This is a genomic window from Streptomyces sp. BK340 (assembly GCF_007827595.1).
GTDB lineage: Bacteria > Actinomycetota > Actinomycetes > Streptomycetales > Streptomycetaceae > Streptomyces.
This window is the reverse complement of record NZ_VISR01000021.1, coordinates 110,940-134,434: the sequence shown is the minus strand read 5'-3', so window position 1 is coordinate 134,434 and position 23,495 is coordinate 110,940. Positions and strand designations below refer to the sequence as shown.

Annotated in this window: 16 protein-coding genes; 11 read left to right on the top strand and 5 right to left on the bottom strand. The window is 71.4% G+C overall.

Features of this window, described 5'->3' with window-relative positions:
* The first annotated feature begins 72 nt into the window (after nucleotides 1-72).
* The 3 genes from FB157_RS31200 to FB157_RS31190 all read left to right on the top strand — a co-directional run bounded on the left by FB157_RS31200 (nucleotide 73) and on the right by FB157_RS31190 (nucleotide 4,993).
* A complete protein-coding gene (locus FB157_RS31200; RefSeq protein ID WP_145883997.1) occupies nucleotides 73-2,601 on the top strand; it encodes a SpoIIE family protein phosphatase in 2,529 nt (842 codons plus the stop codon).
* Entirely contained in the window at nucleotides 2,598-3,674 is a 1,077-nt protein-coding gene (locus FB157_RS31195; protein ID WP_145883996.1) for a sugar ABC transporter substrate-binding protein, read from the top strand. Before FB157_RS31200 ends, FB157_RS31195 begins: the two co-directional genes overlap by 4 nt.
* Nucleotides 3,675-3,955: 281 nt before the next feature.
* Entirely contained in the window at nucleotides 3,956-4,993 is a 1,038-nt protein-coding gene (locus FB157_RS31190; protein WP_261386651.1) for a chitinase, read from the top strand.
* An 86-nt stretch (nucleotides 4,994-5,079) separates the two neighbouring features.
* Here FB157_RS31190 and FB157_RS31185 read toward each other — a convergent pair whose 3' ends face one another.
* Nucleotides 5,080-6,153: an acyl-CoA desaturase gene (locus FB157_RS31185; RefSeq protein WP_145883994.1), complete on the bottom strand. Its 1,074-nt coding sequence runs from the start codon at nucleotides 6,151-6,153 to the stop codon at nucleotides 5,080-5,082.
* 205 nt (nucleotides 6,154-6,358) lie between these two features.
* Between FB157_RS31185 and FB157_RS31180 the strand changes: the two genes are divergently transcribed.
* From FB157_RS31180 to FB157_RS31145, 8 genes are all read left to right on the top strand, one after another.
* A complete protein-coding gene (locus tag FB157_RS31180; protein ID WP_385172411.1) occupies nucleotides 6,359-7,489 on the top strand; it encodes a PP2C family protein-serine/threonine phosphatase in 1,131 nt (376 codons plus the stop codon).
* A gap of 32 nt (nucleotides 7,490-7,521) precedes the next feature.
* Nucleotides 7,522-10,323, top strand: coding sequence for a SpoIIE family protein phosphatase (locus tag FB157_RS31175; RefSeq protein WP_186581772.1), 2,802 nt, complete (start codon nucleotides 7,522-7,524; stop codon nucleotides 10,321-10,323).
* Nucleotides 10,324-10,494: 171 nt separating this feature from the next.
* A complete protein-coding gene (locus tag FB157_RS31170) occupies nucleotides 10,495-12,075 on the top strand; it encodes a hypothetical protein (RefSeq protein ID WP_145883992.1) in 1,581 nt (526 codons plus the stop codon).
* 186 nt (nucleotides 12,076-12,261) lie between these two features.
* Complete coding sequence (locus tag FB157_RS31165; RefSeq protein WP_145883991.1) at nucleotides 12,262-12,948, top strand: FadR/GntR family transcriptional regulator; 687 nt, start codon at nucleotides 12,262-12,264, stop codon at nucleotides 12,946-12,948.
* The gene (locus FB157_RS31160) at nucleotides 12,945-14,384 is read left to right on the top strand and encodes a hypothetical protein (protein ID WP_145883990.1); all 1,440 of its coding nucleotides are present in this window, start codon (nucleotides 12,945-12,947) and stop codon (nucleotides 14,382-14,384) included. The genes FB157_RS31165 and FB157_RS31160 overlap by 4 nt, the downstream gene beginning before the upstream one ends.
* A complete protein-coding gene (locus FB157_RS31155; protein ID WP_145883989.1) occupies nucleotides 14,381-16,216 on the top strand; it encodes a GMC family oxidoreductase in 1,836 nt (611 codons plus the stop codon). The genes FB157_RS31160 and FB157_RS31155 overlap by 4 nt, the downstream gene beginning before the upstream one ends.
* 50 nt (nucleotides 16,217-16,266) lie before the next feature.
* On the top strand, nucleotides 16,267-16,704 hold the full coding sequence (locus FB157_RS31150; RefSeq protein ID WP_145883988.1) for a GNAT family N-acetyltransferase: 438 nt from the start codon (nucleotides 16,267-16,269) through the stop codon (nucleotides 16,702-16,704).
* A gap of 20 nt (nucleotides 16,705-16,724) precedes the next feature.
* The gene (locus FB157_RS31145) at nucleotides 16,725-17,684 is read left to right on the top strand and encodes a MerR family transcriptional regulator (RefSeq protein ID WP_145884046.1); all 960 of its coding nucleotides are present in this window, start codon (nucleotides 16,725-16,727) and stop codon (nucleotides 17,682-17,684) included.
* Between the two features lie 128 nt (nucleotides 17,685-17,812).
* On the opposite strand, the gene FB157_RS49715 is transcribed toward FB157_RS31145, so the two are convergent.
* The 4 genes from FB157_RS49715 to fdh form a co-directional block, all read right to left on the bottom strand.
* Nucleotides 17,813-17,938 (bottom strand): hypothetical protein, encoded by a 126-nt coding sequence (locus tag FB157_RS49715; protein WP_398947549.1) that lies wholly within the window; start codon nucleotides 17,936-17,938, stop codon nucleotides 17,813-17,815.
* Nucleotides 17,939-18,319: 381 nt separating this feature from the next.
* Nucleotides 18,320-19,270: an NrfD/PsrC family molybdoenzyme membrane anchor subunit gene (nrfD, locus tag FB157_RS31135; RefSeq protein WP_261386647.1), complete on the bottom strand. Its 951-nt coding sequence runs from the start codon at nucleotides 19,268-19,270 to the stop codon at nucleotides 18,320-18,322.
* Entirely contained in the window at nucleotides 19,249-20,181 is a 933-nt protein-coding gene (locus FB157_RS31130) for a 4Fe-4S dicluster domain-containing protein (RefSeq protein ID WP_145883987.1), read from the bottom strand. Before FB157_RS31130 ends, nrfD begins: the two co-directional genes overlap by 22 nt.
* Nucleotides 20,178-23,465: a formate dehydrogenase gene (gene fdh, locus FB157_RS31125; protein WP_261386646.1), complete on the bottom strand. Its 3,288-nt coding sequence runs from the start codon at nucleotides 23,463-23,465 to the stop codon at nucleotides 20,178-20,180. Before fdh ends, FB157_RS31130 begins: the two co-directional genes overlap by 4 nt.
* Between the last annotated feature and the right edge of the window lie 30 nt (nucleotides 23,466-23,495).

Below are 23,495 nucleotides of genomic sequence, written 5' to 3'. Positions count from 1 at the left end.
TATGCGATTCTGGTCTAAGGCCCTCGTCACACCCTGTCGGCACCTCGGCCTGGACGGGAGGTGGGTGCGGACATGCCTCATGACGGCAGTGCCCGGGCCGGTGTCGCACAGCTGCGGGCAACCGACGCCGACCCCGCCGGCGCCGGCCCGCCGCCGGTGCCCGAGGCCACCGCGAGTGCGCGCGTACTGACGTACGCCGGAGCGGCGCTGGCAGCGGTCTATGTGCTCGGTGCCGGGTCGGAAGAGCTTCTGCTGGTGGAGACGGCCGGCCGGCCCGCTTCCGAGTACGGGCTGCCCGAGCGCCTGGTCGTCTCCGGTGGCTCACCCGCGGCCCAGGCCCTGCGCACCGGCCGTCCCCTGTGGCTGAATCCCACGGCACTCGCCTCCTTCCCCGACGGCGGCCCGACCGCGCCGCGCGCCGAGACGTCACTGGGCACACTGCCGCTGCGCGCGGAGGGCCGGCGGCTGGGCTGTCTCGTCGCCGTGGGCATGTGCCCGGACGGCTTCGAGCCCGAGCAGCAGCGCTTCCTGGAGGGGTACGCCGACGCGGTCGCCGGCCAGCTCAAGACGTCGGTCGGGGGCACCACGCCCGCCCCGCTGGGTCCCGCGCTGCGGCAGCTGCGCGTGGGCTCGTTCGCCCTGGTGCCGGACACCGGCCTGGTCGATGCGGACGAGGCTCTCCTCGACATGGTCGGCATCACGCCGGACGAGTTCGACGGCAAGGCGGACACCCTGCTCGCACACACCCTCCCGGAGGACATGCACGCACTGATGTCGGTCCTGGAGCCGTCCGCCCACGCGCTCGGCGGCCGGGTGCTGGAGTTCCGGGTCCGCCGCCCGACCGGTGAGATGCGCTGGCTGAGCCTGAGCTGCCGGGTGCTCCCCGGCGGCGACGACCGGCCCGACCAGGTGCTGGGTGTGGTGACGGCGACCTCGGTCCTGCCCCGGAGCACGGACGACGTCTCCAGGATCCAGTGGCTGACCGCCGCACTCGACGACGCCACCACGGTCGCCGACGTCAGCCAGGTGGTGGTCACCGCCCTCCGGGAGCCGCTCGGCGCCGACCGGGTCGCGCTCGCCGAGCTGCAGGACGACCGGCTCATGGTCACCGTGCTCGACCCGCCGGAGCCCGACGCCTGGCCCGAGGCGTGGCGCAGCGAGTGGCGCTCGCAGTGGCCCGACGCACCCGTCAGCGCGCTGCCCACCCTGCGGCTGGCGCTGCGGGACGGGCGCATGGACCTGTGGCCCGCCGGCACCGCCCTCGAACCCGGACTGAACGGCATCGGTCCCGGAGGTCTCGCCGTCCTGCCGCTGCCCGCCAAGGGGCGGCCGGCGGGCCTGTGCCTGATCGGCTGGGACCGGCCGCACGAGTTCGCCCCCGAGGAACGCTCCCTGCTGACCGCCACCGCGGCGCTGGTCGGGCAGGCCCTCAAGCGTGCCCACGCACACGACGCCGAGCAGGAACTCGCCACGATGCTGCAGCGCAGTCTGCTGCCCCGGCGCCTGCCCGAGCTGTCCGGCGGGACGGCCGTCGCCCGCTATCTGCCGGCCCGGCGCGGGCTGCAGGTGGGCGGCGACTGGTACGACGTCATCGCCCTCTCCGAGGACCGGGTGGCACTGGTCATCGGAGACGTGCAGGGGCACAGCGCGGGCGCGGCGACGATCATGGGGCAGATGCGCACCGCGGTCAGGGCGTACGCGGTGGAGGGCCACCCGCCCGACGTGGTCGTCTCCCACGCCAACCGGCTCCTCGTCGGCATGGAGACCGACCTGTTCGCCACCTGCTGCTACGCCGAACTGGACATGGAGCAGGGCAACACCCTGTTCGTCCGCGCCGGACATCTCGCACCGCTGGTACGGCATCCCGACGGCAGTACCGAGGAGGTGCAGGTCGAGGGCTCGCTCCCGCTGGGCATCTCCGCGGAGGCGGAGTTCCCCATGACGTCGGTCGCGCTGGCCCCCGGCACGCTGCTCGCCCTGGTCACCGACGGTCTGGTCGAGGCCGCCGACCTGCCCCTGGACGAGGGCATGCTGCGCACCCGCGCCGCGCTCGCCGCCGCCGATCCCTCGGACCCGGGCCGGGTGGCCGACGAACTGCTCGGTGACGTCGGCCGCCGTGAGGACGACGTGGCGCTGTTGCTGCTGCGCTACGACGGCATGAAGACCCGGCCGATACGGGCCGGCTGGGCGGTGTGGCGGCTGCCGGACGCCGTCATGCACGCCCGCCGTTTCACCTCGCGCACGCTGCGCCGCTGGCACATCGAGCAGGTCGCCGACTCGGTGCTGCTGGTCGTCTCCGAACTCGTCACCAACGCCCTGGTGCACACCCAGGGGACGGTCCGCGTCGACCTGACGCTCCGCGGGGACCGGGTGCGGGTCTGTGTGAGCGACTCCTCCCCACGCGCGCCCGCCAAGCCGGTGATCGTGGACTGGGAGTCGACCGGCGGCCGCGGCCTGATGCTGGTGGAGGCGATGTCGGAGTCGTTCGGCTCGATGCCGGTCGCCAGCGGCAAGCAGGTGTGGAGCGAGATCGTCGTACCGCCGCCCGATCCGGATCGCCCGCGCCCGGGGCTCTGGACGGACCAGGAGGATCCGCTGTGAGAGCCCGTACCCGGCATGTCGTCGCGGTGCTCGTGGCGCCGCTCCTGGCGCTGCCCGTGGCCGCCTGCACGGGCAAGGACAAGACGGGCGCGGACGGTTTCACCGTCGGGCTGCTGCTCCCGAGCCGGACACTGCCCCGCTGGGAGCACTTCGACAAGCCGCTGATCGAGAAGCGGCTGAAGAGTCTGTGTCCCCGGTGCGACCTGGAGTACGCCAATGCGGACAACGACGTGACGAGACAGCAGCAACAGATGAACTCGATGGTCCTGAGGGGGGTCAAGGTCGTGATCATCGATGCCACGGACGTCAAGGCGCTGCGCTCCTCGATCCAGCAGGCGCACGCGGCGGGCGTCCCGGTCGTCGCCTACGACCGGCTGGCCGAGGGGCCGATCTCGGGCTACGTCACTTTCGACGGCGCGAAGGTCGGCAAGCTGCAGGCCGAGGCACTCCTCAAGGCGATGGGTGACAAGGCGAACGGCGGCAACATCGTCATGATGAACGGCGATCCGACCAACCCGAACGCGGCCTGGTTCAGGGCGGGGGCGCTGTCCGTCCTCACCGGCAAGGTGAACATCCGCCGGTCGTACGACACACCGGGCTGGAGCACGGACACCGCCCACAACAACATGTCCGCCGCCATCGCCGCCATGGGCCCGGGGCGGATCGACGGCGTCCTCGCCGCCAACGACTCGCTGGCGGCCGGTGTCATCTCCGCCCTCAAGAGCGCGCAGGTGCGCGATCTCCCTCCCGTCACCGGCCAGGACGCCGACCTCGAAGCCGTGCAGCGCATCATCAAGGGCGAGCAGCTCATGACGGTCTACAAGCCCTTCCCGTCGGAAGCCGGGGAGGCCGCCGCCATGGCCGTGGCCCTCGGGCGCGGCGAGAGCGTGCGCGACATCGCCATGACGACGGTCGACAGCCCCACCACCAAGAACATTCCGACCGTCCTGCTCACTCCCAAGGCGGTGACCGTCGCCGACATCCGGCGCACGCTCATCAAGGACCGCCTCTACACCATCGAGGAGCTCTGCCCCCCGGCGCTCCGCCGCGCATGCGACAAGGCCGGCCTGTAAGCGGAGGACTGACCGCTCCCTCGGCTGCGTCCCGCAGCTGACGGTGCTCGCGGCGCCGCGGGCAGCAGCGAACTGCCCGGCACACACGTGGTGTTCATCCGCGCAGGCTTGGTCAGTTGATTGTAAAGAACCTTGACAGTTAATTGGTCTAGTCCAACTATGGACCCGGTTCGACCTCACGCACATCCGTCCTCGCGGTCTTCCCGCTGTCCCCGCCTGCTCACTTCGCCATGGGAGCGTCAATGCGACGAACCGGTCCTGTTCATGCGCTGCTGTCCGGCATGACCGCAACTGCCTTGTCGGCCGCGCTGGTTGTCCTCGGGGGAGGCGGAGCACACGCCTCGTCGCAGCCGTCCCCGCACCACGCCCGGCCCATGCCCGCCCATGTCGCGGCCCCGTACCTGGAGACGTGGACCGGCGAGAGCCCGTCGGCGCTCGCCGCGGAGTCGGGCAACAAGTACCTCACGATGGCCTTCCTCCAGACGCCCGCCGCGGGCTCCTGTGCGACGTACTGGAACGGCGACACGACCCAGCCGATCTCCCCGTCGGTCTTCGGCGGCGACATCGCCGCGATCCAGGCCCGCGGCGGCAATGTCATCCCCTCCTTCGGCGGCTACGGTGCCGACACCACCGGCACCGAACTCGCCGACAGCTGCACGAGCGTCGACGCCATCGCCGCGGTGTACGAGAGTCTCGTCAGGACCTATGGCATCACGCGCATCGACCTCGACGTGGAGGCCGACTCCATCACCGACACCGCGGGCATCGACCGCCGGAACAAGGCCGTCGCCAAGGCCGAACGCTGGGCCGAACGCACCGGCCACAGCCTGCAGTTCTCCTACACCCTGCCGACGACGACCACCGGCCTCGCGCCCAGTGGCGTGGCCCTGCTGCAGAACGCCGTCGACAACCACGCCCGGGTGGACGTCGTGAACATCATGACGTTCGACTACTACGACGGCGCCACCCATGACATGGCGGCGGACACCGAGAGCGCCGCCGCCGGTCTGTACGGCCAACTGGCCGCCCTCCACCCGAAGAAGAGCCCGGCGAAGCTGTGGAGCATGGTCGGCGTCACCGAGATGCCCGGCGTCGACGACTACGGCCCCGAGGAGACCTTCACCACGCAGAACGCGGCCACGGTCGAGAAGTGGGCCGAGGCCAAGGGGATCGACACCCTCTCCTTCTGGGCCCTGCAGCGCGACAACGGCGGCTGCGTGGGCACCGCCGGCGCCAACTCCTGCTCCGGAATCGCCCAGGACACCTGGCAGTTCAGCCACACCTTCGAACCGTTCACCCGGGGCCACCACGCCCACTGACGACCGGACCGCAGGGCGTCGGCCGAGCCGCCCCGACCGGCTCGGTGCCCCCGGGTGCACGACCTGGGGGCGCCGGGCCGGCGCGATCACGCCCTGCGCTGCCGCCGGATCGGCTCTCCCACCCGGTACATGTGTGCCAGGGCTTCGCGGTAGGACCGGATCAGCCCCGTCTCGTGGTACGGCACCCCGATCTCGGCGCAGTACTCCCGCACGATCACCTGGGCCCGCCGCAGGTGGACCGTGGGCATGCTCGGGAAGAGATGGTGCTCGATCTGGTAGTTGAGCCCACCCAGCATCACGTCCGTGAACCGGCCGCCACGCACGTTGCGGGACGTCAGCACCTGGCGGCGCAGGAAGTCGAGCCTCTGCGGACCGGTGACCGTGGGCATGCCCTTGTGATTGGGGGCGAAGGTGCAGCCCAGGTAGACGCCGAACAGACACTGGTTCACGGCGAGGAACGCCACCGCCTTCCCCGGTGAGAGCACCAGGAACAGGGCGGTGAGCAGACCCGCGATGTGCAGCAGGAGCAGAGCGGCCTCGAGCCGCCGGTTCCGCATGGACGGCGAACGCAGCGCCCGCAGGCTCGCGACGTGCAGATTGAAGCCCTCCAGGGTCAGCAGCGGGAAGAACAGCAGCGCCTGGTGGCCACCGAGGAGACGGGCCACGCCGCTGCTCGCGCGGGCCTGCTCGGTGGACCACACCAGGATGTCCGGGGCGACATCGGGGTCCAGCTCCTCATGGTTGGGATTGGCATGGTGGCGGGTGTGCTTGTTCATCCACCAGCCGTAACTCATGCCTATGCCGAGGTTGCCGAACAGCCGTCCCCAGATCTCGCTGTGCCGACGCCGCCGGAAGACCTGCCGGTGTGCCAGGTCGTGCGCCACCAGGGCGACCTGCCCGAACATGAGGGCCAGGAACGCGGCCACGGCCAGTTGCCACCAGGTGTCGCCGAGCGCGAAGAAGGCTCCCCAGCCCGCGACGAACAGTCCGACCACGAGACCGAGCCGTACCGTGTAGTAACCGGGGCGCCGCTTCAGCAGACCGGCTTCGCCTATGCGCTGGGACAGTCTCGCGAAGTCGCTGCCGGCGCCGGGGTCGGGCGTGCCGGCGCACGCGTCGGCGGCCCGGGTCGCCACGGAGGCATCAGGGGAAATCGTCATGCCGAAAATTCTGGGGACGGGCCAGGGCCCGAAGAAGCCTGCCAGCCACCCGGCGGATACGAGGGCTGCCCCACCCGGCCTCCGGGGGTTTTCCCCCGTACCCGCCGCCACCCCGGCTCCTGCCGCTGCGAGCGGCTGATCACCGACCGCGCGTGTGCACCTCTACATGGCGTGCTGTCCGCAACATCCCGTTAAGATGCATTTTGTGATCAGGTCGGGACGGCTCCAGCGTCGCCCTCCGCTGGGCGGCCGACGGGACCCCGTGATGCTGTCACCGGTGATCCTGACGCTCCTCATCGCCGGCCTGGCCTTCGCCACGCCGAGGGAGATCGCCTTCAGCCGCCTCCTGCCCGCAGCACCCGCCCTCGCGGCCGCGTTGTGGACCGTCGTGCCGACGATCCTGCTGGGGGCGTTCTGCCTGCTGGTCATGATCGGGCTCAGCCTCGTCTACTCCGACCTGGGGACGCCGTACACGGGTGCCGCGATCATCGCGGTCACCTTGGCGGCCGCCTACGCCAGCCATCTGCGACTCGAACGCGAGGAGATGCTCTTCCAGGTCCGGCTCGTCGCGGACGCGGCCCAGAAAGTGCTGCTCCGCCCGCTGCCGCGCCGTATCCAGGACGTCGAGATCGAGTCGCTGTACCTGGCGGCCCAGGAGCAGGCCCGGATCGGCGGCGACTTCTACGAGGCGGCCGACACCCCGTACGGCGTCCGGCTCCTCATCGGTGACGTGCGCGGCAAGGGGCTGCAGGCGGTGGGAGCGGCCTCGGCGGTGATCAACTGCTTCAGGGAGAACGCGTACGACCAGCCCGACCTGAGGAGCATCATCCGCCGCCTGGAAGCCAGCATCGCCCGGCACAGCCTTGCCTCCCCCGCCCCGGACCAGCCCGAGCACTTCGCCACCGCGCTCATCGCCGAGATCCCGTACGGCGGTGGGCAGATCAGAATTCTCAACTGCGGGCACCCGCCACCCCTGCTCGTGCAGCGCGGGGAGGTCCGCGTCCTCGAGTCGAGCATGCCCTCGCCGCCCCTCAACCTCGCGACGCTCCTCGACGAGCACTACATCGGCGACCACTACATCGTTGACACCGTCAACTTCTCCGACGGCGACCAGTTGCTTCTCTACACGGACGGCGTAACGGAGACCAGGGACCGCGACGGCGCGTTCTTCCCCCTGCCGGACTGGATGCGTCGGCTCGGCCCGGCGCCGCCCCGTGAGCTGCTGGACCGGCTTCACCGGGACCTGCTCCACTACAGCGGCGGACGCCTCAACGACGACATCGCGGCCCTCGCCATACGCTGCCGGACCCCACCGGGCGAGGAGCCGCCCGCCTAGAGCGGACGCTGCCGCAGTGTTAGAAAAGGGGCATGAGCGGACGCTCCCGCCGGCCACGGGGGAGAGCGGCGACGCCGCACGGCCCGGGGCGGTCGTCCGATCCGCCCCGCCGTACCCGTCGTGGCCGCACCGGCCCCTGGCCGTCGCACGGACGCCGCCTCCGGCCGTCCCTGAGTGTCCGCACGCTCGCCGCACAGGTCTTCCTGCTGCAGGCACTCATCATGCTGCTGCTGGTCGCGGTGGCGGCGGCCGCACTGGTGGTGCAGGGGCGGTACGACGCCGAGCGCAACGCCAAGGACCGTTCACTGGCCGCGGCGGAGGCGTTCGCGCACGCACCCGGCACCGTACTCGCGCTGCAGTCACCGGATCCCTCGGCACGGCTGCAGGCTCCGGCGGAGCGGGCGATGCTGGGATCCGGCGTCGACTTCGTCACCGTCCTGGACGAACACGGGGTCCGGCTCACCGACCCCGACCCCGCCCTGATCGGGACGAAAGCACAGGGCGTCGGCCGAGCCGCCGCGGGGGAGACGTTCACGGAGACCTTCCACGGCCGGCCGGCCGACGCCGTGCGCGCGGTCGTCCCCGTGACGGATGCGAGCAGACGCGTGATCGGCATGGTCAGCGCCGGCATCGAGTACGAGACCCTGGGCCACGTGCTGAGCCAGCAGCTTCCGCTCCTGCTCGGCGCGGCGGCGGGGGCACTCGTGCTCGCGACCGGCGGTGCGGCTCTCGTCAGCAGGCGGCTGCTGCGGCAGACCCACGGACTCGGGCCCGCCGAGATGACCCAGATGTACGAGCACCACGACGCCGTGCTGCACGCGGTGCGCGAGGGAGTCCTGATCGTCGGCGGCGACGGGCGACTGCTGCTCGCCAACGACGAGGCACACCGGCTGCTGGACCTGCCCGAGGACGCCGACCAGCGGCACGTGACGGACCTGGGACTGGGGTCCGGCCTGAGACGCCTGCTGGCGTCGGGCGAGGCCGTCTCCGACGAGGTGATGCCGGCCGGGGACCGGCTGCTGGCGGTGAACACGCGGCACATCGCACCGTACGACGGCGCGCAGGGCCTGGTGGCCACCTTCCGGGACACCACGGAGCTGAGAGCCCTGTCCGGGCAGGCCGAGGTGGCGCGGGGCCGGCTGTCGTTCCTGTACGAGGCCGGCACGCGGATCGGCACCACACTCGACGTACGGCGTACGGCCGAGGAGCTCGCGGAGGTGGCGGTCCCGCGCATGGCCGACGTCGTCACCGTGGAAGTCCTCGACTCCGTGCTGCGCGGCGAGGAACCCACCGGTGCCGTACTGCGCATGCGGCGCACCGCGCTCAGCGAATCACGGGCCGGACATCCGTTGCAGCCGGTGGGAGACCTGATCCGGTTCGTGGTGGCGGACACACCGATGGTGGCCGCGCTGCAGCGCGGCAAGGCCGTCCTGGTGCGCGACCTGCACACCGCCCAGGACTGGCGGGCCCAGGATCCGGAAGGAGCACGACGGGCCCTCGACTACGGCATCCACTCACTGGTCACGGTCCCTCTGCGGGCCCGGGGGACCGTCCTCGGCATGGCCAACTTCTGGCGCGGCGCCGGCTCCGCCCGGTTCGAGGAGGAGGACGTCGCCGTGGCCGAGGAACTGGTCGCCCGGGCGGCCGTCGCGATCGACAACGCGCGCCGGTACGCCCGCGAGCACGCCATGGCCGTGACGCTCCAGCGCAGCCTGCTGCCCCTGGACCTGCCGCACCAGGACGCACTGGAGATCGCCTCCCGCTACCTGCCGGCGCAGTCCGGTGTGGGCGGCGACTGGTTCGACGTCATCCCCCTGCCCGGCTTCCGGGTGGCGCTGACCGTCGGCGACGTCGTCGGGCACGGGCTGCACGCCGCCGTGACCATGGCACGCCTGCGGACCGCCGTGCTGAACTTCTCCTCCCTGGACCTGGCCCCGGACGAACTGCTGAGCCGTCTCGACGAGATGGTGACCCGCCTGGACACCCAGACGGCGAACGCCGACGACGACCGTGCACCGCTCACCGGCGCCACCTGCCTCTACGCCATCTACGACCCGGTCGGCGGGCGCTGCACCGTCGCCCGGGCCGGCCACCTCGCACCGGCCGTCGTCGACGAACACGGCACGGTCACCATGCCCGGCCTCCCCCTGTCGCCGCCCCTGGGGGTGGGTGGACACCCCTTCGAGGCCGGCGAGCTGGCCCTGTCGGAGGGCAGCCGGCTGGTCCTGTTCACGGACGGCCTGATCGAGAACCGGTCCCGGGACGTCGACGAGGGCCTGGGCCTGCTCCGCTCGACCATCGCCCACGCGGACCAGACGCCGGAGGAGACCTGCCGCGCCCTCATGGAGGCACTGCTGCCCGAGAAACCGGGTGATGACGTGGCGCTGCTCGTCGCCCGGACCCGGCTGCTCGACCCGTCCCAGGTGGCGACCTGGGACGTGCCCTCCGATACGCAGGCCGTGTCCCGGGTGCGTACGGACGTCAGCCGCCGCCTGTACGACTGGGGACTGCAGGAGTCGGCGTTCGGCACGGAACTGATCCTCAGCGAGCTGCTCACCAACGCGATCCGGTACGGCGCTCCGCCCGTGCGGGTCAGGATCCTGCTGGGCAGCACTCTGGTCTGCGAGGTGTCGGACGGCAGCAACACCTCACCCCGGCTGCGGCGTGCGGCCACCACCGACGAAGGCGGCCGCGGCCTGTTCCTGGTCTCCCAGTTCGCGGACCGCTGGGGCACCCGCTACGCGGCGCAGGGCAAGGTCATCTGGGCCGAGCAGACCCTGAACCACGGCCGGGAACCGGACCCGGCGGCTCTGTTCGACGCCGTGGCGTGGTGATCGCGACCCGCGCCGTCTGCCCCCGTCCCGCCCTCCGCGCGGCCGACAACAAGCCCCCGCGCAGGTCATTGCAGGATCATGAACAATCCTCACCTTTCTGTGGACTGCTCGGCACGGCGCTCCTATGGTCGCCGTCGGCGCGACCACTGTCGTACGCACCCGAGGAGCCGCATGTCCCGCAGGAGACTCAGCCGTGCCCTGGCGGTCGCCCTCACCCTGGCGGCGGCCGCAGCCGTCACCGGGCCCCGGCCCGCGCAGGCCGAGCCGATACCCAGGGCCCCCGGCCACCGGCTGGTCGACGCCTACCAAGGCGCCCCCGCCGCCGCCCGGCCCCTCCCCGGCAAGCAGCCCCCGCAGCACCCGTTTCTCGCGGCCAACGGCCGCAGCGGCATGCACGCCGATGCCTGGGGCAGCGCCACCTACCCGTGGAACGGCCCGCTCGGCAGACATCCCCAGGTCAGCAGCGAACGGATGGCGCCGCTCGGTGGCGAGTGCGCCAACGCCACTTTCGACCGGGAGGGCCGCGTCGTCACCGTCTGCGGGACCTTCACGGGCTTTCTGGTCAAGCTGCTCGACCCGCGCACTCTCGTGACCCTCGCCGAGTACAAGCTGCCGCAACGTCCCTCCACCGTCGAGGCGATCACCCGTCTCGACTTCTCCCGGATCTTCAAGGACACGTCCGGCGGCGCCTACTCGTACCTCGACGACCAGGACCGGCTGGTGCTCGCAGACTCCCGCCAGCACCTGCTGCGCCTGGCGCACCGACAGGCCCCGGACGGAACCTGGAGCTTCAGCGCCACCGACGACTGGGACCTCGGCGGTCACGTACCCCACGACTGCGTCACCTGGACCAACCTGCACCCCAGCGGCGAATGCGACCCGGTCACGTCCGTCGTGCCGGACTGGACCGGCCGCATCTGGTGGGTCACCTGGCAGGGCCGTGTCGGCACCGTCGACCCCGCCATCGGCACCATCCGGTCCGTCCAGCTCACCGGCGAGGAGATCCAGAACTCCTTCTCGGTCGCCGAGGACGGCGTCGCCATCGTCTCCGACCACGCTCTGTACGACTTCCGCGCCTCGGCCGACGGCACACCCGAGATGGTCTGGCGGCAGACCTACGACCGCGGAACCGGGACCAAACCCGGCTCGGTCAACCAGGGCTCCGGCACCACACCGGACATCTTCGGCGAGGGCGGAAAGTACGTCGCCATCACCGACAACGCCGACGACCGCATGCACGTCCTGGTCTACCGGCGGGGCGCCGACGTCCCCGCCGACCGCCGCCTGGTCTGCGAGATCCCCGTCTTCGGGTCCGGTGCCTCCACCACGGACAACTCCCTGATCAGCTGGGGCGACAGCCTCGTGGTCGAGAACAACTACGGCTACGAGAACATCAGCTCGCTCACCTTCGGACGCAGCGTCGTCGGCGGAGTCACCCGCATCGACGTCCGCAGGGACGGCAGCGGCTGCGACACCGTGTGGGAGAGCGCCGAACGCTCACCCTCCACGGTGCCCAAGCTCTCCACCGCCGACGGCCTGCTGTATCTGTACACCAAGGACCCGAACCCGCTGGGCATCGACGCCTGGTACCTGACCGCCGTCGACTTCCGCACGGGCGCGACCCGCTTCAAGCAGCTGGTGGGCACCGGCATCAACTACGACAACAACTGGGCCCCGATCACCCTCGGCCCCGACGGCACCGCCTACGTCGGAGTGTTCAACGGCCTCACCGCGGTCCACGACGGCAACTGAGGCACAGCCGCCACGTCTTGACGGAGGTTCGGCCCAGGAAGCGGGTGGAGGTCACGCAGGCTCCATCCACCCGCTTCCTGGGCCGAGTTGGGCGATGCGAACCCCGATCCGTGGCCCTTGGACCATTGACTCCACGAACACATATTGGTTGAGTGGATCATCCACTGAGCCACTCGGGAGGACGGCGTGGAGGCACTGCCCCGCGAGACCATCGTCGATGTTCTGGAGAGCCGACTGCGTGAGGACATCCTCGCCGGGCGCCACCCGGCAGGCAGTTACCTGCCCCCCGAGCGCACGCTCGCCGACGGTTACGGCGTCACCCGCACCACCCTCAAGCACGCCTTCGGCCGCCTGATGCAGGCCGGCCTGCTGGAGACCCGGCACGGCGTCGGCACCCGCGTGCGGGACTACCTGCGGCTGGGCGGCGCCGACCTGCTGCCCATGCTCGTACGGCACAGCCCCGACTGGATCGGCGAGGTCTTCGAAGTACGGCACAGCATCGGCGCGTTGATCGCCGAGCGGGCCGCGGCGCGGGCGACCGACCGGCAGCGAGCCGAGCTGCGCGCGCTGCTGGCGGTGGTGGGGGACGCGGCGGACGCCGATGCCGTACAGCTCGCGGACATCGAGGTCCACCGCGCCCTGGCCCGCGCCACCGGCAACCGCGTCTACGTCCTGCTGACCAACACCCTCTTCAACGCCTATATGCCGGTGCGGGCCGCACTCCGGGGCCCGTTCACGGACGCCGGGGCGGCCCGCGGACGCCTGGAGCCGGTGGTCGAGGCGGTGGCGTGCGGAGACGGGACCGCCGCCCGGCGGGCGGCCGAGCAGTACCTGACGGCAACCGAGCGGATCATGCTGGAGGGTCTCGCATGAGCGGGCAGACGACCTCACGCACGACAACGAACACCGCCTCACCCGCTCGTGGCAGCGCCTTCCGCGAGACGATGCTCGGCACGCTGCGACTCGACGAGGAGGACCGGGCACGCCGGGTCCGCCTCGATCTGACCGTCTCGGCCGACCGTCTTCTCCGCCTCCTCGGTACGACCGAGGCCCGCGCCACCGGCCGGATACGGATCGCGGGCTGGGCAGACGACCCCTGCGCCGAAGGGGAGTTGGAGATCTCGCCGCTCGCGCGACGCCGGATCCGCTACCGCATCGCCTTCACCGCCGAAGGCCGCCGGCTCACCCTCGACGGCTGGAAGTCCGTCACCCCGCGCAGGCCCGTGGTCTCGATGACCGTCCTGCCGTACACCCTTCAGGAAGACGGGGTGCGGATCGGCACCGGCACCCTCCGCTTCCCCCTCGGCACACAACTCCTCCCTTTCCTGGCCAGTTTCCGCTTCCCACGGCATCAGGATCCCGGCACGTTCCTCGCGCCCCGCTGGCGCGGTGAGCGGGGCCGAACGGAGGTCTGGTACTCCACCGTCACCGACCCGGCCACCGGCAGCGGACTGTGGCTGCACCACGAACTGACCGCGCCGGCCGACGGATCCGAGCCGTACGCGCACGGGTGGGCCGCGGTCTTCCCCAAGGACGGACCCGTGCGGCACGCCCGCTTCGGCCCCGCCAAGTGGATTCCCGACGACGCCGGCTTCAGCGCCGACGGGGTCGAAGTCCGGCCCGGACACCTGTCCGGAGCGGCCGAGGGCGGCGCCCTGCGCTGGGACCTGACCGAACGCCCCACGGACGAACCGCTGTTCACCTTCCCCCGCTGGTCCTGGCGCCGGCCCCTGCTGCCTGCCGCTCAGATGCTCCCCGCGGCCAGGGCCACCTACGACGGCACCTTCACCCACGACGACACCACGCTGACCCTCACCGCCGCCCCGGGCGCCTCCGCCCGCATCTACGGCCATGGCAACGCCCGCCGCTGGGCCTGGCTGCACGCCGACCTCGGCGGGGGAGACGTCCTGGAGATCGTCGCCGCCGTCTCCATGCGCCCGGGCCTGCGCAGGCTTCCCCCCATGGTCTTCCTCCGGCTGCGCAGGCAGGGCCGCACCTGGCCGCGCCGCCCCGAGCGGCCGGCCGCCGGCTGGGCCGGAGCGGGGCGCTTCCGCGCCGACATCGCCCTGCCCACCTGGAAGGTCACCGGCCGCGCCGGCCTGCGCCGGATCCGGGTCGAGGTCACCCAGCGGGCGGACCGTACCCTCGCCCTCGACTACACCGACCCCGACGGCCAACACGCGACCTGCCGCAACAGCGAACGCGCCGACGCGCACGTCCTGCTGGAACGGTGGTGGTTCGGCGGCTGGCGGACCGAGGCCGAGTGGTCGCTGGAGGGCACGGCCCACGCGGAGGTGGGCACACGATGACGCTCACCGGCCTCGTGTCCGCCCTGATCGCCGACGACGGCACAGCCGACTGGCCCCGTCGGGTCCCCGCCAGGCTGGAGACGGTCCTCACCACGATGCCGCTCGCCGCGCGGGCCGGCCTACGGGCGGCAGCGCGCGGCGTGGACGCCTACGCCATGACACGCACCGGACGCACGCTCGGCGCACTCACCCCGCCCGAACGGGAATCCGTGCTGGCCGAACTGGCCGCACGACCCGCCCTTCTCCCACTCCTCGACGTACTGAAGGTGCCCGTCCTCCTGGCCGCCGGGACCGAGCGGATGCTCCAGGACGGTCCCGCACCGCGCGGCCTCACCCGCCAGGATCCGCCGCTCGACCTGACACCCGCGCCCGCCTGGCCCGCGCGCTCCACCGCCGACGCAGTCGTCATCGGCTCGGGCGCCGGCGGGGCGACGGCCGCACGGACGCTGGCCCGGGCCGGGCTGGACGTCGTCGTCCTGGAGGAGGGGCAGCACCACTCCACCGAGTCGTTCGGCCGACGCACGCCACTGGACCGATTCACCGACCTCTACCGGGACGGCGGGGCCACCGTCGTCGTCGGCAACCCACCGCTGCTGCTGCCCACGGGCCGCGCCGTCGGCGGCACCACGGTCGTCAACTCCGGTACCTGCTACCGCACTCCGGGGCACGTCCTGGCCCGCTGGAGCAAGGACTTCGGATTCACGCCCGCCGACGGATTCGACCGGTGTCTGGACGAGGCCGAGCGCACCCTGCGGGTGGCCACCCAACCCGTCGACGTCCTCGGCAACAACGGCCGCAGCGCGCTCGACGGAGCGCGCGAGCTCGGCTGGCAGGCCGCGCCGCTGCGCCGCAACGCGCCCGGCTGCCAGGGCTCCTGCCAGTGCGTGGTGGGGTGTCCGACCGGCGCCAAACAGAGCGTCCAGCTGTCCGTGCTGCCCGAGGCCTGCGCCGCGGGGGCGCGTATCGTCACCGGAGCCCGAGCCGAGCGCATCCTCGTCGACACGGACCGGCCCGGAGGCCCGCGCACGGCAGGGGTACGCGCACGCTTCGGGGAGAGCGGCGCCTTCGAGATCCTCGCGCCCCTGGTCGTCGTCGCCGCGGGCGCGCTGCAGTCCCCGCCACTCCTACGCCGCTCCGGCCTGGGCCGGCATCCCCGCCTCGGCGGCAATCTCAGCGTCCACCCGGCCACGAGCGTCGCCGGACGCTTCGCCGAACCGGTCACCGCCTGGGAAGGCGTGCTGCAGAGCGTCGGAGTCGAGGAGCACCACTCGCAGGGCATCCTCATCGAGGCCACCGCCACCCCGCCCGGCATGGGCTCCTTCGTCCTCCCCGGGCTGGGTGCCGAGCTGCGCCGCGAACTGGAGACCGCCGACCGGCTCGCCACGCTCGGCGCGATGATCGCCGACCGCCCCTCCGGTCGCGTCCTCGGCCGCGACCGCACGCTGATCCGCTACGGCCTGGACCGCCGCGACGCGGGCCGCTTGCTGAGGGCCGTGCGCGCCATGGGAGAGCTGCTGTTCGCCGCAGGAGCCGAGGAAGTCCTCACCGGCATCCCCCGCGCACCCCGAGTACGCAGCCTCACGGAACTGGACGCCGTGCTGGCGGGCACGAGCGCACGCCACCTCCACCTCTCGGCCTACCACCCCACCGGAACGGCAGCCGCAGGAGCGGACCCGCACCGCTTCCCGGCCGACCCTTGGGGCAGACTCCGAGGCGTACAAGGAGTACTGCTCGCGGACGCCTCCGTGCTCCCCAGCTGCCCTCAGGTGAATCCCCAACTGAGCATCATGGCGGCGGCGTCGGCGATCTCGGAGGCGGCTGTCCATGCATGAGAAACAGGACCGCGAGGTGACTGTCGGCCGGTGAAGCGTACGATCGGTACGTGACGATCAAGTACGAGTGGCGGCCCGATGTCGACAACGCCTCCCTGAACGAGCTGCACGCCGAAGGCTTCGGTCACCCGGTCGGTCACACCGACTGGCGAGCGCGACTTGAACGCCACAGCCTCGGCTGGGTCTGTGCGTGGGAAGACGGCTCGCTGGTCGGCTTCGTCAACGTGGTCTGGGACGGCGGAACTCACGCGTTCATCCTGGACACGGTGGTCGCCCGGCACTGCCGGGCACAAGGAGTCGGCGCCAGGCTCGTCGCGATCGCAGCCGAAGAAGCCCGTGCCGCGAAGTGCGCGTGGCTTCACGTCGACTTCGAGGACCACCTGCGTCCGTTCTACTTCGATGCCTGCGGCTTCGCCGAGACGACGGCCGGACTGATCGCCCTCCAGCCCGGAGAGCGGCTTGACCTTGCCCTCGAGGTCAAGGTCTAGCGTTCGTGGAGATGAGCGGCATGAAGATCGGCGAGCTGGCCAGACGCGCCGGCGTGACAATCAAAGCGGTGCGTTACTACGAATCGCTCGGATTGATCACGCCGCGCCGGCTCGCCAACGGGTACCGGGACTACGACGAGGACGACGTGCGGATGGTGCGTGAGATCCGGACTCTCGGCAGCCTCGGCATCCCGGTCGAGCGCACACGCCCTTTCCTTGAGTGCCTGGCGTCCGGACAGCAGCACGCCGACGACTGTCCGGCGTCACTGGCCGGCTATCGCGAGGCCATCGACGAGCTGACCGAGCGGATCGAGGCCCTGGCCGGCCGCCGAGCGACCCTGATACGGCATCTGAGACAGGCCGCCCATCGCAACAGCAGCAGCCCGGCGCCCGACGACGGAGAGCACACCATGACCGACTTCCACCGCCTGCCTCCGGACCTGCCCGTCCCGGAGGACGACGGCGCGGCCGACCACCTTCGCGACCTGAAGGCACCCCACCTCGAACTGGCGAACACCACAGGCGATATGGTCCGCCTCGACACCCTTGGCCCAGGCCGCACGATCGTCTACGTGTACCCGCTCACGGGCCGCCCGGACACCGACCTCCCCGACGGCTGGGACTCCATCCCCGGAGCCCGGGGCTGCACCACCGAAGCCTGTGACTTCAGGGACCACCACCAAGAGCTTCTCGCGGCCGGCGCGCAGCGGGTCTTCGGCCTGTCCAGCCAGGACACCACCTATCAGCGCGAGGTCGTCGAACGGCTCCGTCTGCCGTTCGCCATGCTCTCCGATCCTCGGCTGAGCCTGGCCGCGGCTCTCGGCCTGCCCACGTTCGACGTCGACGGGATGACGCTGTTCAAGCGGCTGACCCTCGTCATCCGTGACGGGGTGATCGAGCATGTCTTCTACCCGGTCTTCCCGCCCGACGCGCATGCCCAGCAGGTCCTGGCGTGGCTGCGCGACAACCCCGTGGCATGAACTTCCCTGTGTTCAGCGGGTGGTGAAGCCTCCGTTGACGAAGAACACCTGGCCGTTGGCCCACCAGCCGTCGGTGAGGCAGAACTTCACCCAGGGGACGATGTACTCGATCTCGGTGAGGTCGCCGTTCATGGCCGGGCCTTCAGGTAGGCGACGGAGTCGCCGGTCTCGGGCGGATAGAAGAAGCCGGTGTCCATCGGCCCGGGAGCGATGGTGTTGACGGAGACGTTCCGGCCGAAGAGTTCCTTGGACAGGGCGCGCGCGAAGTCCTCGACCGGTGCCTTGCTGCCGGCTTAGAGCGAGTACAGGCCGGTGTAGCCGGCCAGCAGCGAGGTGACGACGGCGAGGATCTTGCCGCCGTCCTCGGTCCGCTGAGAACGCCTCGCCGCCCTGGGCCGTGATCTCGTCCACGACGGCCTGGGCCTTGGCCGCGGACGATTCACTGTTGTAGTGCACGGCCACACGGGCACCGGCGTCGGACAGGGTACGGCTGATCAGCGCACCGGGACTGCGGGATGCGCCGCCGACGGAGACGGGCTTGCCTTCCAGGGTGTTGGCACAGCGGTAACCATGAGTCGTGACTCCTTGCGCGAGGGGGTTGTCGGGGCAGCTGCCGAGGGGGCCCCGGACACGGGCTAGGTGCCGTCAGAACCCTCGGTCCCGAGGCGCTGCCGCTGCGGAGTCACCACGTACACCGGGTCCTGAGCGGACGCGATGCCCGCGGCGAAAACTCCGAACCGGGTGCACAGTCCCGCTGCCAGGTACGCGCCTCCCGCCAGTAGCGGAGCCGCCCGACGCCCCGGAAGAAGCGACAGGCCGGCTCCGGCCACGACCAGCGCCTTGCTCAGGGTCAGCAGCCGCCCGGGCCGCCCCGTCACATAGGGCTCACCGACCAGCCCGAGCCGTCGCTCGATGCGGCGTACCGCGGCGAGTTCCATGCACGCGCCGAGCAGGCCCATCCGGATCGGCGGACCGTGGTCCGCACGGGGCGCGCAGAGCAGTGCCGCACCCGCGGCGCTGGTCAGCGCGCTGCCCGCGAAGACGTACGGCAGTTCCGGGTACGCCTCGTGCCATGCCGGAACCGCTGTGTCGGAGAGCAGGACCGCGGTGTACGTGCACATCGCCGGCCCCAGGACGGCGGATCCGATTCCGGCGACGCGGCCGGGCCCGGGCAGCCTTCCAGTGACCTGCGAGGCCGCCGCGGCGGTGGCGAGCGTCGAGAACGGCGCGAGGATCCAGGAGCCCACCGACAGCGGTGACGTGGGCTTGAAGACGCGCAGCATGTGCGTGAAGCGCTCGGGACGGCCGAGGTCATGGACCAGGGCGGCGACGCTCGCCACCGATGCGGCAGCAGCGACCTGCCGGCCCGCCCCGGCCAGATCCCGACGCCCGGTCAGTTCGGCCACCGCCGCCATCGTCGCCGACGCACCGGCTGTGCCTCCGAGGAAGAGGTACCCCGGAACGTCCGGCACCTTCCAGGTGGGACGCTTGAGGATGGGCCGGCCGTAGTACGACCGGAACTGCGCGCGCGGAACCATCGGCCGTTCCCGCGCACCGCGCCCCGTCACGGCCTCGTCCTCTCCCATGTTCCCCGCCCCAGGAAGGACAGCGCCACGCTCACTGCCACTCCGACCGCGGCCGTCGCCGCGTGCCGCCACATCGACGACAGGTCATGAGTGGTGACCACCGGGTCCGGCGGCAGCCCGTACACCTCGGGCTCGTCCAGCAGGAGGAAGAACGCGCCGTCACCGCCGACGCCGTCCTCCGGATCCCGGCCGTACAGCCGTGCCCGGTCGACCCCGCGCTCGTGCAGCTCCGCCACTCGACGGTCGGCCCGCTCGCGCAGCTCCTCCAGCGGGCCGAACTGGATGGAGTCGGTCGGGCAGGCCTGCGCGCAGGCCGGTTCCCGGCCCGCCCCCAAACGGTCGTAGCACAGCGTGCACTTGAAGGCCCGGCCGTCGCCCGGGCGGATGTCGATCACGCCGTACGGGCACGCCGGCACGCAGTATCCGCAGCCGTTGCAGATGTCCTCCTGCACCACCACGGTCCCGAACTCGGTGCGGAACAACGACCCGGTCGGGCAGACGTCCAGGCAGGCGGCGTGGGTGCAGTGCTTGCACACGTCACTGGACATCAGCCAGCGCACCTGGCCGTCCCCGGAGCCCGTGTCGTGCCCGGGCGGCGGCCCTACGGCCGGCATGCCCAGGTCTACCGGCTGCCGGTCCGGTGCCACCTTCTGCTCGACGAACGCCACGTGCCGCCAGTTGTCGGCGCTCAGTGCGCCCGTGTTGTCGAACGACTGCCCCAGGAGGTCGAGTTCCTCGGTTTCGGCCGGCAGGAGGTTCCACTCCTTGCACGCCACTTGGCACGCCTTGCAGCCGATGCAGACGGAGGTGTCCGTGAAGAAGCCCATCCGGGGCGGGTGGGTGTCCGGGTAACCGGCGTCCGCGGCGGGGTCGGCCAGTGGGCCGGACAGCCTGTTGCGGTCGGAAGTCATCGCTGCCCCTCTCCCGCGTCCGGCGGGGTGTCCTCGGGGAGGCCGGCTCGCCGCCGGTAGGCCGCCACGTGGGCGCGCAGCGCCGGGCCCCGTGGACGCCTGCCGGGCCGGATGTCGCAGGTCGCCGCCTTGGACTCCTGGATGCGTACGTTCGGGTCGAGGACGACGGACAGCAGGTCGTTCGCCGAGTCCCCCGTCGACAGGCCGTTCGGACCCCAGTGGTAGGGCAGTCCCACCTGGTGGATGGTGCGGCCCCGCACCCGCAGCGGTCTGATCCGGTCGGTCACCAGCACCCTCGCCTCGACCGCCGTACGGGCCGTGGTGATGGTCGCCCAGCCCAGGTGTTCCAGACCGCGCTCCGCGGCGAGTTCGGGGGAGACCTCGCAGAAGAACTCCGGTTGCAGCTCGGAGAGATAGGGCAGGGTACGGCTCATGCCGCCGGCGGTGTGGTGCTCGGTGAGCCGGAAGGTGGTGAACGCGTACGGATACACCTCGCTGCAGGCCGGGTGGTAGCGGTTGGCCGGGCGGTCGTAGGCCTGCAGCGCCGGGTTCGTCTGCCGGCCGTACAGCGGGTTGTCCACCGGCGACTCGTACGGCTCGTAGTGCGCGGGCAGCGGGCCGTCCGCCAGCCCGGCCGGCGCGAACAGCCAGGCGCGGCCGTCGCTCTGCATGATGAACGGGTCGGTGCCGGCCAGGGCGTCCTGGGCCCTCGCGCCCGGCGGCGGCCGGTAGTCGGGTGGCTTGTCCGCCTCGAAGTCCGGGACGTCCTCCCCGGTCCACCGGCCTTGTCCGGCGTCCCACCACACATACCGCTTGCGCTCGCTCCACGGTCTGCCCTCGGGGTCGGCCGACGCCCGGTTGTAGAGGATGCGGCGGTTGGCGGGCCATGCCCAGCCCCAGTCGGGGGCGACCCGGCTCTGTTCGTCGCCCGGTCGGCGGTTCGCCGCGTGGTTGTGTCCGTCGGCGTGGACCCCGCAGTAGATCCAGACACCGCAGGAGGTGGAGCCGTCGTCCCGCAGCTGGGTGTACGACGACAGGGGCTGCCCGTCCTGTCCGTACCCGTTGATCTCGGCCAGTACGGCGTCGGCGCTCGGCTCGGCCAGCGGGCCCGACGTCGGGTAGTCCCAGGTGAGGTCGAGCAGCGGCCGGTCGCGCGGTTCGGTGGATCCGGCGAGCTTCTCCCTGATGATCCGCCCCAGGTGGTGGTAGAACCACAGGTCGCTGCGGGCGTCCCCGGGCGGGGTGACCGCCGTGTCGTGCCACTGCAACAGCCGCTGGGTGTTGGTGAAGCTGCCGTCCTTCTCCGTGTGCGCCGCGGCCGGCAGGAAGAACACCTCCGTCGGGATCTCCTCGGTGCGCAGCTCACCGGTCTCGATCTCGGGCCCGTCCAGCCAGAAGGTCGCGCTCTCGATGAGGCGCAGGTCCCGCACCACCAGCCAGTCCAGGTTCGCCATGCCGAGGCGCTGCAGCTTGCCGTTGGCCGAACCGACCGCCGGGTTCTCGCCGACGAGGAAGTACCCCTTGCACTCGCCCGAGAGCTGGTTCAGCACCGTCCGGTAGGTGCCGTGGTCGCCGGTCAGCCGGGGCAGCCAGTCGAACCGGTAGTCGTTCTCCGCCGTGGCCCCCTCTCCCCACCATGCCTTGAGCAGGCTCACCAGGTACGCGCGCATGTTGCCCCAGAAACCGGTCGTGCCGCTGTCCGCGGCCACGAACGCGTCCAGGTTCTCGTGCTGGTGGGCGTGCGGCATGGGGATGTAGCCGGGCAGCAGGTCGAACAGCGTGGGGACGTCCGAGGAGCCCTGGATGCTGGCGTGTCCGCGCAGGGCCATGATGCCGCCGCCCGGCCGCCCGATGTTGCCCAGCAGCGCCTGCAGGATGGATGCGGTACGGATGTACTGCACCCCGACGGTGTGCTGGGTCCAGCCCACGGAGTAGCACAGCGCCGTGGTGCGTTCGCGTCCCGAGTTGGCGGTGATCGCTTCGGCCACCCGGGCGAACAGCTCGCGGGGGACCCCGCAGACGTCCTCGACCAGCTCCGGCGTGTAGCGGGCGAAGTGCCGCTTGAGCACCTGGTACACGCAGCGGGGGTGCCGCAAGGTCGGATCCATTGCCGCTTTCCCGCTCACGGCGGGGCCGCCGGCGCCGTACGACTGCGCGCGGGAGGCCTCGTGAGCCTCCCTGCCACCGTGCTGCTGGGCGGCCGTGCCCTGCTCGCCCTCGTCCTCCGCCGCCGTCCACCGGTCCCGGTCACCGGCCGCGGCCGAGATCTGCGCGCCCTCGTACATCCAGCTGCTGGTCTCGTAGTGCCGGCTCTCCGGGTCGAAGCCGGAGAACAGCCCGTCCAGGTCCTCGGTGTCGGCGAAGTCCTCGCGCAGGATCGCCGGGGCGTTGGTGTAGGCGACCACGTACTCGCGGAAGTCCTTGTCGTTGCTCAGCACATGGTTGATCAGGGCGCCGAGGAAGACGATGTCCGTCCCGGCCCGCAGCGGCACGTGGACGTCCGCCAGCGCACTGGTGCGGGTGAAGCGGGGGTCGACGTTGATGATCGTGGCGCCCCGTTCCTTGGCCTCCATCACCCACTGGAAGCCGACCGGATGGCACTCGGCCATGTTCGAGCCCTGGATGACGATGCAGTCGGCCTCGGCCAGATCCTGCTGAAACGTCGTGGCTCCGCCACGGCCGAACGAGGTCCCCAGACCGGGAACCGTGGCGGAGTGTCAAATCCGCGCCTGGTTCTCGATCTGGATCGCGCCCAGCGCCGTGTAGAGCTTCTTCATCAGGTAGTTCTCTTCGTTGTCCAGCGTCGCTCCGCCGAGCGAGGCGATGCCGAGCGTGCGCCGGACCGGAACACCGTGATGCGTGTCCTGCCAGGTCTGCCGACGGGTTGCGATGACCCGGTCGGCGATCATGTCCATCGCCCGGTCGAGCGGGATCCGCTCCCACCCCGTGCCGTACGGCGCCCGGTGCAGGACGGCGCTGATCCGGCCGGGACCGGTCACCAACTGCTTGCTGGCCGCGCCCTTCGGACACAGCCGGCCGCGCGAGACGGGGGAGTCCGGGTCACCCTCGATCTGGACGACCTTCTCGTCCTTGACGTAGACCTTCTGGCCGCAGCCCACGGCGCAGTACGGGCACACGGACCGCACGACCCTGTCGGCCTGCTCGGTACGGGCGGACAGCCGCTCGGTGCCGCGCGAGCGCGCCGCGCTTCCCCGGCCCAGCGCATCGTCGCCGGTGAGCTGCCGGTACACCGGCCAGCCGTTGATCCACTGCCACAGGCCCATGGCGATCTCCCGCCTCGTGCCCCTGCGCCG